Genomic DNA, 15,764 nt, shown 5'->3' with positions numbered 1-15,764 from the left:
CCTGGGACCCTGCTGCTGCCAAACTCACGACCGAACGAACCTGCAGGTCAGCGCGCCGTCGCGCCGATCACATCACCGCGCCTGGTGAGAACGCCTCTCAGTCAAAGCAAATCGGGCCCGCCAAGAGACAGCGCGGGCCGCCCCGACAGGGAACGGCCCGCGCCGAGGGGTCGGGCCGGTGTTACGGAGTGGACTGGGTCAGGATCCTCCAGCCGAAAATATCCGCGCTCTCCTTGGCGTACGCTCCGAATCCGTTGGGAGAGCAGTGGCGTCCTGCAACGCCCGCCGGGACGCCAGGCACGCCCTGGCAGTTCGAGGCGTCAGTGGCCGCGGTCGTGTAAATGCCGGAGACGATCCCCACGGCGCGACGCTTGAGCCCAGTGCTGGCCTGCACCAGGTCAAAAATCGGCCCACCACTGTCACCGTTGCCCCACAGAGGCTTGCCCGATGCGTCGATGATGACCGCAACTTTGGCATTGTCGATGTCAGACTCGGGATAGTCGACGTAGTAGTCGAGCGAGGTGACCTTGCCGCCGCACGCGAGGCCGGAGTACGACCCGGAACTGCAGATCTCCATTCCGACGACGTAGCTGGACGCGACTGCCTCGACACCGATGAACTGCTCGCTCTCGTAGTCTCCGACATACACATACGGGTAGGACCAGTCGGTGGTCATGATGCCGGAGTCTCGCACGAGGGTTCGATTAACCATCAACCCGTAGTTGTACGCCAAGACTCCGCCCTCGGAGATCTCAGTGCGCACCCATTCGGAGCCGATCAGGCCGCAGTGGGCGGCGAACAACATGCCGTAGGCGTTGTCAAGGTAGCGCTGAGCTGAGAACCCGGTTGAGCACGACTGGTACAGATAGCCGTTGCTGAACTGCGTGATCCGAGCGCCGCCCAGATGCAGGTTGTCCTTGTGCCGCCCGACCGACGCATCGACCTCGGGCGCCTCCTTGACCGTTACCGGAACGCCAGTCCGGTCGGCGAGATCGGCCGCGAGGTCCTCGTTGATCTGGGAGCGTGCGGATCGGCCCGAGGTGGATGTGGAGGTCTCCACATCCACGGCGATGCCCGAGCCGTCGGTGTTGACACCCGCGCCTACGACTCGAACTCCCGCGACTTCGGTGCCCGCGAGGTTCTGAGCGGCTCTACGCAGGTCGCCTGGGAGGACAGCGGCCTCGACGATGGCCAGTTCCGGGCTCGCCACTATGTCGGTCGGCAGCTCGCCATACCACGTGAGTGACAGTTCGGCACGATCGTCGGAGATGGCCACAGCGCCGAAGCGATCGTCCTTGCCATAGGCGGCCTGGATCCGCTCGGCCTCTTCTGCGAGGTCCTCGGGGATCGGTGGGAGGGTGAGCAAGTCCCCGAGCGAGTTGGGGTCAATCACAGCCTTGGGGTCTGGCTTTCCGGGCGTGTCCGCCTGAGGGCTGGGTGCTGCTTCGCCTGCTGTTGCGGTGATCGCACCGAGGCCGAGTGCGGCCACGGTGAGTAGCGCAACCCCTGCGCGGCGCAGTTTGTCGTCATTGCTCTCCTTTGAGTGTGAACCAAATGGATTCGCCGTCGATGTTGACGGTCGTGACATCACCGATGCTGTGCCCGGTCGGAAGCTCGATGACCTGGCTGATCGGTGCGTAGATCGCTGAGCACAGCGTGCTCTTGGCAGCGAATGTCGTCACCTCGATGGTCGACGGGTCGTCCCACGTCACGGAGTCCGGCACGGGAATGCAGCCAGCGCTGCCCCACCCGGTCAGCGTCAGGCGCGCAGGGTTGACCGTCTCGTCCAGCAGCGCATTCGTGGCTCCTTGCAGCGGTGGCTCGATCGTGCTCGAGTCAGCGATGGTCTCGACCACGATGGAGGTGGGCGAGGGGCTTGGTTCTCCCGACCCCGCCAAGGAGCAGCCCGAAAGCACGAGCGAGAATTGGAGCGCTACCAGCAATCGTCGAGCCACGCGTGCGATGCCCCCTGACATGGTGACTTCATCGTCGGGAGCACAGTGACAGGCACGGCACCTATGTTCAAGCCCGACACGCCACACGGTCTGGTGAGAACACCTCAGAGACACGGAGATTGCCCGTCGAACCGCCCGCATCTCCGAGCATTCAGCGTGAACTCGCCGAGGCGCTCGTGCACGCCGGGCTCTCTGCGATTCCAGTCGTTGGCGGCGCAGCCGTGGAAGCGCTGGCGCGGACACAACCTCCGAGTGCCAAACTGCTCACTTTCTCCGCGACTGCGGCCTGATCGGCGTCGGACATGCTGAACTCACGTGAGTGGGCAATTCTCACCCTTTTAGCCATCTTCGCCGTCGTCGTGCTCTCGACCCCAAGTACTCGCAAGCACGTCCTGCAACTTCTGCGAGGGGCTTCGAGTGGGGTCATCGTCATCCCACTCGTTGCGCTTACCGTGTGGGTGGCCGCGCTCGTCACAGGCGCCTCGCACCTCGGTCTCTGGAATTCTGGACTAGCCAAGGACACCGTCGTCTGGTTTGTCGTATCAGGTTTCGGGACGATCTTCGCCGCACTGAGCGCCGCGAAGACCGACCGGTACTTTGCAACGGCGACCAAACAAGCGGTCGGGGTAGCAGTATTCATCCAGTATGCGATGAACCTACGCACCTTCAACTACCTCGCTGAGGTGATTATTCAACTCGGCCTCATCCTTCTCGCCGCGCTCATCGCCTTCTCTGAACGCGACCCCCGCTACATGTCAGCGAGGCGACTCCTAGTCACGCTCAATGTGCTCGTCGGCCTCACCTTGATCACCCTAACCGTCCGCGAACTCACGGCGAACTTGGAGACGCTTGACGCACGTCAGACGCTCCTGGGGCTCGCGCTGTCAATTTGGCTGCCGCTCGGGATCTTGCCATTCGTGTGGCTTCTGGCCCTCTACCTGTCTTACGACACGCTTCTCCGCCGCCTGCGTATGCCAGTCTTCGGGGTTCCGGCCCCTCTGAAGACCCGCGTCGCTACGGTTGTGGCACTAGGTCCGGATCTGCGAACCGCTCATGACCTGTCGAACCGCCACGACGACCTGCAGGTCATCGCCCGTACCGGGACCTGGCGCGAGACATGGGATGCTGTGCGCCTCTACCGAAGGCAGCGAGATCGTCGGCGTGCCCAGCCTGCGCTCGCCGTGCAACGCCTGCGCCGATTTGCCGGCGTGAGGGGCGTCGATCTGGATGGGCGTCAACTCGACCAACGCGAGCTAGGTGAGACTCGCGAAGCCTTGCAGTGGCTCGCCCTGTGCCACATGGGGCATCACCGCAACCGTGGGCGTTATCGAGCGGACCTTCTGCATGTGCTCGGGGACTTCACCCAGAAGGGCCTACCCGCAGATCACGGGATCCAGATGACCGTCACCAAAGGTGGCGGGTCTTGGCACGCATGGCGGCGCACACCAAGCGGACTGGTGCTCGGCATTGGAGCGCGGTCCGATCCGTCCGCTCAGTGGTTCTACGCTGGCATGCAGCCCCCAGGCGGCCCCCCGCCAGACGGCGGGCAATGGGAACAGGGCGCTTCGAGCGCACCGGACTGGCGCTTCCGGTAGCCAAAGGACTTTCGCGCCACGACGTAGCAATTCTCAGCGCCCCCGGTACTCCACGCACTCGACGTCCGCGACCGTCGCGGTCGTCGTCCCGCGGCCCGTCGCGTACGGGCCGACCCACACGCCCAGGAAACCGCCTGCCTCGGGCGAGCTGAGCCGCCCGCCGTGCACGGTCGCAACGGCGTGGAAGCCCCGCAGGGTCCGGACCCCGAGCGCGTACTCCTGCCCGACGGCGCGCAGCACCACGTCCACGGGTCCCTCGGACAGGCCCAGCGGCCCGAGCGCGGCGCGTCCCACGACGACCTCCTCGCCGCCGAGGCGTTCGACCACGAGCACCTCGCGCCCGCCGGCCTCCGGGCTCGGCACGGTGCCCGGCGCGGAGCCGGACACCGCGCCCAGCCGCCGAGCCGCACCGGCTGCCCCGGCTGCCCCGCCTGGGGCGGCAACAGCCGCCCGTGTCACGACCGCCGCGATCCATGCTTCCTCGGACTGGCGCACCGCGAGCCCGGCCCACTCGTCGGGCCCGGCGGGGTCGACGTCGACGCGCACGGTCAGGTCCATGTCCGTGTGCTGCTGGCGGCGCCCCAGGAACGCGGGGGTCGTCACGTCGGACAGCGTCGCGGGCAGCAGCGGGAGCCGCAGGTGCCTGGGCCGCTCGGTCAGGGACCAGAACCGGTCCCCGGTCCGCACCTGGTTCCACACCGGAGAGAGCTCCTCGCCGGGCCCGTCGAACGTCTCGTGCACCACGACGGCGCCCGCCCCGGCAGGCCGGCCCGCCTCGGCCGGCGCTCCTGCTTCGTCGAGCCGGCCCTCCACCGCAGGAGGTCCCACCTCCGCGGAGAGCCCCGACCGCACGGCCGAACCTGCCCCCGGCAGCCGCGCTCCGACGTCGGGCAGGGGGAAGGTCCCCGCGACGTGGCCCCTGCCCGGCGCGACCACCGGCCACCCGTCCTCCCAGACCACGGGCGCGAGGAACGTCTCGCGCCCCAGGTTGGGGAAGTAGCCGCCGTAGGGGCGGCTGCCGAGCAGGACCATCCACCACTCGCCGGCGGCGGTCTCCACGAGGTCCCCGTGCCCGACGCCGACCACGGGGAACTCCCGGCCCAGGTGGCGGTGCGTGAGGATCGGGTTCGCGGGGTTGCCCGTGTACGGGCCGGTCACGGCGTCGGCGCGCGCGACCGACACCGCGTGGCGGTGCTCGGTCCCGCCCTCGGAGGCCAGCAGGTAGTAGTGGTCGCCCACGCGGTACAGGTGCGGGCCCTCGGCCCAGACCGCGCCGTGCAGCGCGCCGCGCCACAGGACGTGCTCAGGGCCGACGAGGGCCCCGGCTGCGAGGTCGAGCTCGCGCAGCCACACCTCGGTCTGCCCCTCCCACTCCCCCGGGTCGGCGAGTCGCGTCGCGGTGAGCCACACGCGAGCGCCGTCGTCGGGACCAGCTGTGTCGTCGGGAACCGCGGTGTCGAAGAACAGCGACGGGTCGATCCCGTCACCCTCGAGCCACACCGGGGCGGACCACGGCCCGGCGGGGTCGGTCGCGGTCACGAGGAGATGCCCACCCTGGCCCTGCGTGTGGACGAGCGTCGTCACGACGTAGAAGGTCCCGGCGTGGTGGCGGATCGTCGCGGCGTACAGCCCGCCCGACGACGGCACGCTCGACAGGTCCACCTGGTCGGTCCGGTGGATCGCGTGGCCCACCGGCGTCCACGTCACGAGGTCGCGGCTGTGGAAGACCGGCAGGCCCGGGAAGTACTCGAACGTCGAGGTGACGAGGTAGTAGTCGTCGGGCGCGAGGGTCCCGTCCGCCCGGGTGGCCCCCGGGACCCGGCAGATGCTCGGGTCGGGGTGCGTGCCAGGCAGGACGGGGTTCGCGAAGGTCCGGGCTGCCGGACCCGAGGGCGGCCGGACCACGGGAATCGGCTGCGCGGCCGATCGCCTGACCGACCTCGGGTCCGTCACCTCAGGCCTCGCCCACCACGAGGGGCGCGTGCAGCTCGCGCGTGTGGTCGACCACGCGCACGTCGCCCACGAGCGACACGGGAGCCACGAGCCGCACGTCGGCGCTCGACGCCCCGAACCGCAGCTCGATCGCGCCCGGCTCGACGATCCGACGCCCGTCGCGCCCCGTGAAGGACAGGACGTCGGCGGGCACGGTCGCGCTCACGCGCGCCGAGGCGCCCGCGGCGAGCGGCACGCGCACGTATCCCACGAGCCGCTGCACGGGCCGCACGACCGAGGCCACCGGGTCGTGCGCGTAGAGCTGCACGACCTCGACGCCGTCGCGCCCGCCCGTGTTCCGCACGACGAACGACGCCTCGAAGGCCCCGTCGGTCGCGGCCTCGGCCGCGCTCACCACGAGGTCCGACCAGTCGAAGCTCGTGTACGTGAGCCCGTGGCCGAACGCGAATGCCGCGGTCGGGTCGATGTTCGACACGTCGGTCGCCTGCGCGAGCGTCGCGGCCAGGTAGGAGGTCGGCTGGGCGCCCTCGGTCCCGGGCACGCTCACGGGCAGCCGGCCCGACGGCGCCACGCGCCCCGACAGGACGCCCGCGACCGCGGGGGTCCCCTCCTCGCCCGCGAAGAACGCCTGGACGATCGCCGCGGCGCCGGGCTCCCCCGGTGCGGGGGTCGCGGCCGCGCCGAGCGCGTAGGGACGACCCGAGAGGATCGTCGCGACCACGGGGCGGCCCGTCGCGAGCAGCGCGTCGAGCAGGTCCTGCTGCGCGCCGGGCAGGCGCAGCGACTCGGCGTCGCACCCCTCGCCGCTCGTGCCGCGACCGAACAGGCCGGCCCGGTCGCCCAGGGCGACCACGACGACGTCGGCCTCGCGGGCCAGCTCGACCGCTGCCGCGATGCCCGCGGCGTCGGCCGCCGCGACCTCGGCCGTGCTCACGGCCCCGGTCGAGGACGGGTCGCTCGTGCCGTCGAGCGTGATCGCGGGCAGCACGTCGAGCGTGACGCCCGGCAGCTCGGCGCGCAGCGACGCGGCGAGCGTGGGCAGCGAGATCCCGAGGGGGATCTCGGGGTGGGCCAGGCCCACGTGCGCGGGGAACGAGTAGCAGCCGAGCACGGCCATGGGGTCCTCGGCCGTGGGACCCACGAGCGCGACCCGGCGCACGTCGGGGCCGAGCGGCAGCACGCCGTCGTTCGCGAGCAGGACCACGGCCTGCTCGGCGACCTCGCGGGCCAGCGCCCGGTTGGCGGGGCCGTCGAGGTCGACGGTCCCGCGCAGCGCGGCGACCGCGACGTCGTCACCCGCCCCGGCGACGGCTGCCAGAACGCCCGCGGGCACGTCGCGCAGCACCTCGGGGACGGGGTCCCAGCCCGCGTCGAGCAGACCGAGCTCGACCTTCTGGCGCAGCACGCGCTCCAGGGCCCGGTCGACGAGCGCGACGTCGACGTCCCCGGCCTCGAGGGCCGCGACGAGCGGCTCGCCGAACGTCTTGACGGTCGGCAGCTCGACGTCGACCCCCGCCGCGAGCGCCGCCGCGGCGGCCTCTGCCCAGTCGCCCGCCACGCCGTGCATGATCTTGAGGAACGCGATCCCGAAGTAGTCGGCGACCACGGTCCCGTCGAAGCCCCACGTGTCGCGCAGCAGTCCCGTGAGGAGCTCGCGGTCGGCGGCCGACGGGATGCCGTCGGTGTCGGTGTAGGCGTGCATGACCGAGCGCACGCCGCCCTCACGGACGGCCATCTCGAACGGCGGCAGGATCACGTCGGCGCGCTCGCGCGTGCCCATCGAGACGGGCGCGTGGTTGCGTCCGCCGCGCGATGCCGAGTACCCCGCGAAGTGCTTGAGCGTCGCGACGATGCCCTCGGACTCCAGGCCCTGCACGTACGCCGTGGCGACGGTGCCCACGAGGTACGGGTCCTCGCCGATCGTCTCCTCGACGCGACCCCAGCGGGCGTCGCGCACGACGTCGAGCACGGGGGCCAGGCCCTGGTGCACGCCGACCGAGCGCATGTCCCGACCGATCGCGGCGGCCATGCGGCGCACGAGCGCGGGGTCGAACGACGCGCCCCACGACAGCGGCACGGGGTAGGCCGTCGCGCCCCAGGCCGAGAAGCCCGCGAGGCACTCCTCGTGCGCCACGGCGGGGATGCCGAACCGGTTCGCCGACCGCACGCGCTCCTGCGTGCGCAGCAGCGACAGCGCACCCAGGGCCGGGTCGACGGGGTTGGTCCCGAACGGACGGGTCAGCTGCCCCAGCCCGTCGGGCAGGAGCGCGTCGAGGTCGACGCCGTCCTCCATGTCGTGCTGGTGCGGGGCGACCTCGCCGCCCTCGGCCGACGCGCCGACCCACACCCCGAAGAGCTGGGCGACCTTCTCGCGGAGGGTCATCTCCGCCATGAGCGCCTTGACGCGGGTCGCGGTGTCGACCGTCGGGTCGGACCACACGGGGAGGGTCTCCCCACCGGGGCCGGGCACGGCAGAGGACGGCAGGTTCGTCTGAAGAGTCATCGTGGAGCTACTTTCCGCCGACGCCCATGAGGCCCTGGACCAGGGCACGCCGGGCGAACAGGTACACGAGCAGGATCGGGATCATCGACATGACGACCGCCGCGAGGAGGCCGGGGATGTTGACGCCGTACTGCGTCTGGAAGTTGAAGAGGCCGAGCGTGATGACCTTGGTCGACTCGGACTGCGTGAGAATCAGCGGGAACAGGAACCCGTTCCACGCCTGCAGGGCCGAGTACACGACGATCGTCGCGACGCCGCCCTTGGACAGCGGCAGCACGAGCTGCAGGAACACGCGCTTGGGCGACGCCCCGTCGAGGGCCATGGCCTCGTAGAGCTCGTTGGTGATGTCACGCATCGAGCCGCTGAGGATGATCGTGCAGATCGGCAGGCAGAACGCCGCGGTCGGCAGGATCACGCCGATCAGGTTGTCGTACAGGCCCACGACCGAGATCACGTAGAAGATCGGGACGATCACGGCGCTCGCGGGGACCGCGAGGCCGAGCAGGAACATCCGGAAGATGCCCGTGGTGGCCCGGGAGCGGTTGCGCACGATCGCGTACGACAGCGGCGGCACGAGCAGCACCACGATCCCGACCACGGCGACCGTCACGACGAGCGTGTTGAGGAAGTAGCGGCCGAAGCCCTGGTCGAACGCGTTGGTGAAGTTGTCGAGCGTGAACGTGGTAGGCAGGGACAGGGGGCCGCCCGCGGCGTACCCGGCCTGCGTCTGGAACGACGCGGTCACGAGCACGTAGAGGGGGATCGCGACGATCAGGAGCCAGATCGTGACCGCGACGCCCGCGCCCCAGTTGGGTCGGTTGCGGCTGCCCCTGCCTGCCCGACGGCGCAGCGGGACGCCCGCGCTCGTCGCGCCCGGGCGGGGCGCACCACCTGAGGTGGGTGACGTCGTCGGGCCGGAGACCTGCTCCGTGGGGGTGACGCTCAGGTCGTTGCTCATCACACGCCCTCCAGCTCGCTGCGCATCTTGTCGTACCCGGACAGGCGGACCATGACCAGCGAGATCGCGGTCGCCGCGACGACCAGGACCACGGCGATCGCCGAGGCCAGACCGAAGTCGAAGCCGCGGAACGCCTTCTGGTACATGTAGAAGGCTGTGATGGTCGTGTCCGTCCCCGGCCCGCCGTTGGTCAGGATGAGGACCGTGTCGAACGTCGTCAGACCGCCGACGACCATGAGGATGACCGACGTGATCATGGTGTTGCGCAGCTGCGGGAGCGTGATCGCGAAGAACGAGCGCACGCGCCCGGCGCCGTCGATCTCGGCCGCCTCGTAGAGCATGGGCGGCACGGCCTTCGCGGCGCCCTGGTAGATCAGGGCGTGCAGCGGCGTGAACTGCCACAGGCTCACGAACACCAGGACCGCGATCGCGGTCGACTGGTTGCCGAACAGGTTGCCGTCGCCGAACAGCCACTCCATCTGGGCCGGGACGCCGAAGTTCGGGTCGAGCACCGCGCGCCACAGGACCGAGACCGCGGCCGCGGACAGGAGCAGCGGCACGAAGAAGATCGCCGAGAGCACCGCGCGGTTCCACTGGTGGCCCGCGGCCCACACGCCCAGGAGCATCGCGACCGGGGTCTGGGTCACGACGCCGAGCGCCGTCAGCACGAGCGAGAGCCCGATGCTCTTGAGCATCACGGGGTCGTCGAGGAGGCGGGACCAGTTCTCGGTCCCGACGAACTCGGGGCTGCCCAGCCCGCTCCACTGCGTGAACGACAGCACGAGCACGAGGACCATGGGCAGGAGGGCGAAGAGCCCGAAGAACAGGGCGGCGGGCAGGGCCCAGACCACGCCCGGGCGGCCGACCTGGAGGTCGGCGGCGCCCGGGCGCGTGCGCCCCTGGGGTGCGCGGGTGGTCATGACGATCTCCGTCCGGGACCCGGTCAGCGCGAGGCCGGCAGGGACTTCATCGCCTGGATGAAGCCGTCGGCGTCGATCTGGCCGCTGAAGAACTGCTGGACCGCGATCTTGAGCGGGGTGCCGGCAGCCGGGGGGTACGCCTGGTCCCAGGACATCTGGAAGTGCGGCGCGTTCTTCACGAGGTCGAACTGGAAGGCGGCGTACTCGGGGCTCGCGGCCTGGTCCAGGAACTGCTCGGTGTTGGTCGTGGTCGGCAGGTTGCCGATCGCGAGCTGCGCCTCGACGAACTCGTCCGAGTACATGAGCTTGAGGAAGTCACGCACGGCGTCCGGGTAGCGGGTCTTGGCGAGCACCGAGTAGAAGTTGTTGGTGTTGCCCGTGATGTTGGCCGCGTCGCCCTTGCCGCCCTCGATGGCGGGGAAGGCCGTGTAGCCGAGGTTCGCGTCGGTCCACGCGGCGTCCACGTCGTAGTGCGTCGAGTAGTTCCACGAGCCCATGAGCTCGAACGCCGCCTTGCCCGTTCGCAGGAGCGCGGGAGAGCCGCCGTCGGTGAACTTGACCGAGTCGAAGTTGGTGCCGAACGCGCCGGCGTCGATGAGCTCGGACAGTTTGTCCAGCGCCTCGTGGCTCTCGGCCGAGTCCCACACGTCGGTGTCGCCCGCGAGGGCGCTCTCGAAGAGCTCGGGGCCCGCGACGCGGTCGAACGCGTACTGGTACCACATGAGGGTCGGCCACTGGTCGGCGCCGCCGAGCGCGATGGGGGTCACGCCCTGGGCCTTGAGCGTCTCGACCGCGGCGAGGAGCTCGTCCCACGTCTGGGGGGCCTCGATGCCGGCGTCCGCGAGGACCTGCTTGTTGTGGAACAGCATGACGGGCTGCGTGCCGCGCATGGGGATGCCGTAGGACTTGCCGTCGATCACGGCCGAGTTGAACACGGCGGGCAGGAACGCATCCTTGAGCTGAGGGTCCTCGGCGATGAAGTCGTCGAGCGGGAGGAGCAGGTCGGCGTCGACGAAGGGCTCGATCGAGCCGCCACCCCAGTTGAAGAAGACGTCCGGCGCCGCGTTGGTGTCGATGATCGTCTGGAGCTTCTGCTGGTAGTCGGCACCCGGGATGGTGTCGAGGACGACCTTGACGTCGGAGGTCGCGTTGAAGGTGTCGACCATCTGCTGCTCGACCTTGTTGGTCGCGTCGCCGTAGACCATCACGTGGATCTCGTTCTCGGGACGGCTGGACCCTCCGGAGTCGCCGCTCGCGCACGCCGCGAGCGGGAGGACCAGCGCCGACGCCACGGCTGCGGCCGTGAGCGACTTCCGCGTTCTTGTGTTCATCATCGAACCCTTTCGAAAGTTTCGGCACCTGCGCCGAAAGTACTCGGTTGCCCTGGACTCTAAGACGCGAACCTGCTGGGGTCAACAACGAGTCCGAACCGTTATCTGCTGCGAGAACACTGAGAACTCGATGCCGAGACACAGCAGGACACCCTTCGAAACTTTCTCCCGAGGCGCTACGCTGGCCGGCATGACCGACGAAGTTCTTCCGGGGCGGGTCACTCTCGCCGCCGTGGCCACCGAGGCCCAGGTGTCCCTCTCGACCGTGTCCAAGGTGCTCAACGGACGCACCGACGTCGCGGCCGGGACGCGCGACCGTGTCGAGGCGCTCCTGGTCCGCCACGGCTACCGGCGCCGCAAGAGCCCCACCGCCTCGGCCCCGCTCATCGAGATCGTGTTCCACGAGCTCGAGAGCATCTGGGCCATGGAGCTCATCCGCGGCGTCGAGGACGTCGCGCGCGAGCACGGCGCGAGCGTCGTGCTGACCGAGTCCGGCACCCGGCACTCCCCGGGGCCCGAGTGGATCGAGGGCGTCCTGGCCCGCCGCCCGCTCGGCGTCGTGCTCGTCTTCTCGACGCTCCCGTCGGCGGTCAAGGAGCAGCTCCGGTCCCGGGCCATCCCGTTCGCGGTCATCGACCCCGCGGGCGACCCCGAGCCCGACGTCCCCTCGGTCGGCTCCGCGAACTGGCAGGGCGGCCTCATGGCTACCCGCCACCTGATCGAGCTCGGCCACCGCCGCATCGGCGTCATCACGGGTCCCGAGGACATGATGTGCTCGCTGGCCCGCCTCGACGGCTACCGCTCGGCGCTCGGCACGGCGGGACTCACCGCGGACCCGGACCTCGTCCGGTTCGGCGACTTCCACCCCCAGGGCGGCACCGACCGCGCGGACGAGCTCCTCAGCCTGCCCGAGCCGCCCACGGCGATCTTCGCGGGCTCGGACCTCCAGGCGCTCGGCGTCCTCGAGGCCGCGCGTCGCCACGGGCTGCGCGTCCCCGAGGACCTCTCGATCGTGGGCTACGACGACGTCCCCGTGGCTCGCTGGTCGAGCCCCGCGCTGACGACCATCCACCAGCCGCTCCAGGAGATGGGCCAGGAGGCTGCGCGGCTCGTCCTCAAGGCGCGCGAGGGCGACGTGACCAACACCCGCATGGACCTCGCGACGAGCCTCGTGGTGCGCGGGAGCACGGGGGCGCCCGCGAGCGCCTAGCGCGGGCGGGTCCGCCGGTGCGGGTGGGGCCCCCGCACGGCGGGCCGTCGACCCTTACGTCGGCGCCGACCTCTCCGCCACCGGGGACCACGTGACTCTCCTCACCACGACTTCCGCGTCACGCCGACCGCACGAGCGCGTCTCTCCTCCCAGAAGCAGAACTCCCGGAGGTAGAACCATGAGCACGCAGCACGTCACCGAGCCCGCCCCCGTGACCGCGGGTCTCTCCCGCCGCGAGATCCACCATGCCGCGACCGCTCCCGCGGCCCCGAGCCTCTGGCAGCGCCTGCACGGCACGCCCGCGCACCCCGTGGCGATCGCCGTGGTGACGGTCGTGATCGGCACGCTCGCGGGGATCGGGACGGGCGCGCTGCTCAGCCTCTGACGGGACCAACGGCCTGCGACGCGAGGACCTCCGGCATCTGAGGCAAGCCTCACCTCATCACTAGCGTCGGCAGCATGAACCTTGCCGAGGTCCCCCCGGGCACCCGCGTCGTCCTGACCTCGGCGCGCGCGGGCGCGCGGCTCACCCCCACGTCCGACGTGCGCCTCCGCGAGCTCGGCCTGCGCCCCGGCGCGGACGTGACCGTCGCGCTCCGGACCCCCTTCGGCGGCCGCGTCGTGCTCGTGGGCCGCCGCCGGATCGCGCTCGACGCCGCGACGGTCCGCAGGTTCGAGACCGCCCCGTGAGCTGTCCGCACTGCGAGGGGGGCGCGCCGCGCACTCACGACGGGCCCGACGGCGCCGCCCACCCCCGCGGTCGACAGGGCCCCGGCCGCGGTGCAGCCACGGCCCCGGACCTCGCCCCCGACCTGCGGGTCCTGCTCGTGGGCACGCCCAACGCCGGGAAGTCGACCCTCTTCAACCACCTCACCGGCGCACGGCAGACCACCCGGAACGTCCCGGGGACCACGGTCGACCTGGCCCGAGGAACCTGGCGGCCGCGCACCGGCACAGACCCGGTGCCCGCGACCCCGCTCGCGCTCGTCGACCTCCCCGGCACCTACTCGCTCACCCCGGTCTCGCCCGACGAGGCGGTGACGGTCGCCGAGATCGAGCGGGCCGGGGCCGAGCACGGGACCGTGACGCTCCTCGTCGCCAACGCGGCCGAGCTGCACAGCGCGCTGTTCCTGCTCGGCCAGGTCGGGACGCGGACCGAGCGCGTCGTCGTCGCCCTCACGATGACGGACGTCGCGACGGTCGACGGGCTCGCGGTCGACGCCGGGCGGCTCGCCGCCCGGCTGGGCGTGCCCGTGGTCGAGGTCGATCCCCGCACGGGGCGCGGTGCGGACGGACTGGCCGCAGCCGTCCGCGCGGTGGCCGAGCAGCCGCGGCCCGTCCTGGGTCTGCCTGTCTGCACCACGGCACCGCGCACCGCACCCGACGACGAGCTCGACCGCATCGACGCGCTGCTCGGGTGGGCCGACGACGTCGTCGAGTCGGTCGACGCGCACCGCACCGCGACGCGCAGCCGCGCGGACCGGATCGACGCGCTCCTGCTCGACCCCTGGGTGGGCCTGCCGGTCTTCGTCCTGACGCTCTGGGCGCTGTTCCAGCTCGCGACCTGGGTCGCGGCGCCGATCATGGGCGCGACCGAGGCCCTCGTCACGGGCCCCGTCGCGAGCTTCGTGACCTGGGTGCTCGACGGCGTGGGCGTGGGCGGCGGCTGGCTCGAGGGGCTCCTGGTCGACGGCGTGGTCGCGGGCGTCGGGGTCGTCGTCGCGTTCGCGCCGCTCATGGCCCTGATGTTCCTGGCGATCGGGCTGCTCGAGGACTCTGGCTACGTCGCGCGGGTCGCGGTCCTGGCGGACCGCCTCATGCGGTCGGTCGGCCTCGACGGGCGCGTCATCATGCCCCTGATCGTGGGTTTCGGGTGCAACCTCCCGGCGCTCGCCGCGACGCGCACGCTCCCGAACGCGCGGCAACGGCTCCTCACGGGCCTCCTGGTCCCGTACACCTCGTGCCCCGCCCGGCTGACGGTGTACGTCCTGCTCGCGGGCACGTTCTTCCCGCGGCACACCGGGCTCGTGGTGCTCGCGATGTACGTGCTGAGCGTCGCGCTGGTGCTCGTCGGGGCGCTGGCGCTGCGGGGCACGCTGTTCCGCGACCTGGCACACGAGCCGCTCGCGCTCGTCCTCCCGGCCTACCACGTGCCGCGCCCGGTCCCGCTGCTCGTGACGACGGGTCGTCGCGTGCTCGCGTTCCTGCGCGGTGCGGGCACGATCATCGTGGGCGTCCTCGTCGTCGTCTGGCTCCTGCTCGCGGTCCCCGTGACGCCCGGGCACGCGTTCGGCGAGGTGCCCGTGCACGACTCGGCCTACGGGCGCCTGACCGACCAGGTCGCTCCGGTCTTCTCCCCTGCCGGCTACGGCGACTGGCGCACCACGAGCGCGCTGGTCACGGGCTTCGTGGCCAAGGAGGTCGCCGTGGGCGCGCTCGCGCAGGCGTACGCGGTCGACGAGCCCGTGGGCTCCTCACCGGGCGAGCTCGGCGAACAGCTCCGGGCCACGCTCGACGAGACGTCGGGCGGGCACGCCCCCGCGGCCGCGCTGGCCTTCATGGTCTTCGTGCTCGCCTACACGCCGTGCCTCGCGACGGTCGCCGAGCAGCGGCGGATGTTCGGGTGGCGCTGGACCCTGGGGGCCGTCGCGGTCCAGCTGGGCGTCGCGTGGGTCCTGTCGGTCGCGACCTTCCAGCTCCTGCGGCTCGTCTGGTGAGCGCCCCGACGGCGCCGAGCGAGGTGCTTGGCCTCCCTGACGGCGCAGCACCCCGCGAGCTCCTGCGCCCCGTGCTGGCACGGCTCCGCGCCGGGGTTGCGGTCGGCGCCCTGTCGGCCGACCTGGGCCTCGACCCGCGGCTCGTCGACGCGGCGGTCGCTCAGCTCGTCCGCCTGGGGCTCGCGCAGGTCGCGGGACCCCGCCCGACGCGGCAGGGCGCGGCACCCGCCCTCGGCTGCGCGACGGGTGCCGGAGGCCGGGGCTGCACGCCCCCACCCGCGGCGGGCACGCGGCGCCGGATCCCCCTAGCGTGCGCGGGGTGCCCGCTCGCGTCTGCGTCGCCCCGGCGCGGCTGACACCCACCCACGGCAGAACCCCGCACCAACACATTCTTCGCGCACCGGCGGGACATTTCTGCGCCACGCGCCGCCACGATCGCCACGTTCGCCGAAAAGGTCCGCGTTGTCGCTGACCCACCCCTGGCGCAAGCACCGAAGATCGGCGGCATCTCGCGGCTCCTGGCACTCATGTCGCAACACCGGGGCCGCCCGAGAAGCCCCGAAGAAATGTGGGGACTCCAGCGAAGGAATGCCTTTCCTCACACAGTCCCAGGCGAGCCTTT

13 protein-coding genes are annotated in these 15,764 nt (G+C 71.1%); 6 read left to right on the top strand and 7 right to left on the bottom strand.

Annotated elements, in window-relative coordinates; all coding sequences use genetic code 11:
* Positions 1-181 precede the first annotated feature (181 nt).
* Both H9641_RS11450 and H9641_RS11445 read right to left on the bottom strand, forming a co-directional pair.
* Positions 182-1,489 (bottom strand): chymotrypsin family serine protease, encoded by a 1,308-nt coding sequence (locus H9641_RS11450; RefSeq protein WP_191803824.1) that lies wholly within the window; start codon positions 1,487-1,489, stop codon positions 182-184.
* 37 nt (positions 1,490-1,526) lie between these two features.
* Complete coding sequence (locus tag H9641_RS11445) at positions 1,527-1,856, bottom strand: hypothetical protein (RefSeq protein WP_191803822.1); 330 nt, start codon at positions 1,854-1,856, stop codon at positions 1,527-1,529.
* Positions 1,857-2,257: 401 nt separating this feature from the next.
* On the opposite strand from H9641_RS11445, the gene H9641_RS11440 reads away from it, so the two are divergent.
* Entirely contained in the window at positions 2,258-3,550 is a 1,293-nt protein-coding gene (locus H9641_RS11440) for a hypothetical protein (protein WP_191803820.1), read from the top strand.
* A 33-nt stretch (positions 3,551-3,583) separates the two neighbouring features.
* On the opposite strand, the gene H9641_RS20725 is transcribed toward H9641_RS11440, so the two are convergent.
* Genes H9641_RS20725 through H9641_RS11415 form a run of 5 tightly spaced genes read right to left on the bottom strand, consistent with a single transcriptional unit; the run spans position 3,584 to position 11,215 of the window.
* Positions 3,584-5,455: a glycoside hydrolase family 43 protein gene (locus H9641_RS20725; protein ID WP_191803818.1), complete on the bottom strand. Its 1,872-nt coding sequence runs from the start codon at positions 5,453-5,455 to the stop codon at positions 3,584-3,586.
* Positions 5,456-5,504: 49 nt separating this feature from the next.
* On the bottom strand, positions 5,505-8,006 hold the full coding sequence (locus tag H9641_RS11430; protein ID WP_191803816.1) for a beta-xylosidase/alpha-l-arabinosidase: 2,502 nt from the start codon (positions 8,004-8,006) through the stop codon (positions 5,505-5,507).
* 7 nt (positions 8,007-8,013) lie between these two features.
* Positions 8,014-8,964 (bottom strand): carbohydrate ABC transporter permease, encoded by a 951-nt coding sequence (locus tag H9641_RS11425; RefSeq protein WP_191803814.1) that lies wholly within the window; start codon positions 8,962-8,964, stop codon positions 8,014-8,016.
* Positions 8,964-9,884 carry a carbohydrate ABC transporter permease gene (locus tag H9641_RS11420; protein ID WP_056764327.1) on the bottom strand — a complete coding sequence of 307 codons (921 nt, stop codon included), beginning with the start codon at positions 9,882-9,884 and terminating at the stop codon, positions 8,964-8,966. The genes H9641_RS11425 and H9641_RS11420 overlap by 1 nt, the downstream gene beginning before the upstream one ends.
* Positions 9,885-9,907: 23 nt before the next feature.
* Positions 9,908-11,215: an ABC transporter substrate-binding protein gene (locus tag H9641_RS11415; RefSeq protein WP_191803812.1), complete on the bottom strand. Its 1,308-nt coding sequence runs from the start codon at positions 11,213-11,215 to the stop codon at positions 9,908-9,910.
* A 190-nt stretch (positions 11,216-11,405) separates the two neighbouring features.
* Here H9641_RS11415 and H9641_RS11410 point away from each other — a divergent pair, with 190 nt between their 5' ends.
* The 5 genes from H9641_RS11410 to H9641_RS11390 all read left to right on the top strand — a co-directional run bounded on the left by H9641_RS11410 (position 11,406) and on the right by H9641_RS11390 (position 15,498).
* Positions 11,406-12,425: a LacI family DNA-binding transcriptional regulator gene (locus H9641_RS11410; RefSeq protein ID WP_191803810.1), complete on the top strand. Its 1,020-nt coding sequence runs from the start codon at positions 11,406-11,408 to the stop codon at positions 12,423-12,425.
* A 178-nt stretch (positions 12,426-12,603) separates the two neighbouring features.
* Positions 12,604-12,810 carry a hypothetical protein gene (locus H9641_RS11405; protein WP_191803808.1) on the top strand — a complete coding sequence of 69 codons (207 nt, stop codon included), beginning with the start codon at positions 12,604-12,606 and terminating at the stop codon, positions 12,808-12,810.
* Between the two features lie 74 nt (positions 12,811-12,884).
* Positions 12,885-13,115 (top strand): FeoA family protein, encoded by a 231-nt coding sequence (locus tag H9641_RS11400; protein WP_191803806.1) that lies wholly within the window; start codon positions 12,885-12,887, stop codon positions 13,113-13,115.
* The gene (gene feoB / locus H9641_RS11395) at positions 13,112-15,142 is read left to right on the top strand and encodes a ferrous iron transporter B (RefSeq protein ID WP_318244534.1); all 2,031 of its coding nucleotides are present in this window, start codon (positions 13,112-13,114) and stop codon (positions 15,140-15,142) included. The genes H9641_RS11400 and feoB overlap by 4 nt, the downstream gene beginning before the upstream one ends.
* Positions 15,139-15,498: a hypothetical protein gene (locus H9641_RS11390; RefSeq protein WP_191803804.1), complete on the top strand. Its 360-nt coding sequence runs from the start codon at positions 15,139-15,141 to the stop codon at positions 15,496-15,498. The genes feoB and H9641_RS11390 overlap by 4 nt, the downstream gene beginning before the upstream one ends.
* The last annotated feature ends 266 nt before the right edge of the window (positions 15,499-15,764 follow it).

Origin of the sequence: Oerskovia merdavium, from assembly GCF_014836755.1 — a bacterium.
GTDB lineage: Bacteria > Actinomycetota > Actinomycetes > Actinomycetales > Cellulomonadaceae > Oerskovia > Oerskovia merdavium.
This window is presented reverse-complemented; position numbering and strand designations above follow the sequence as displayed.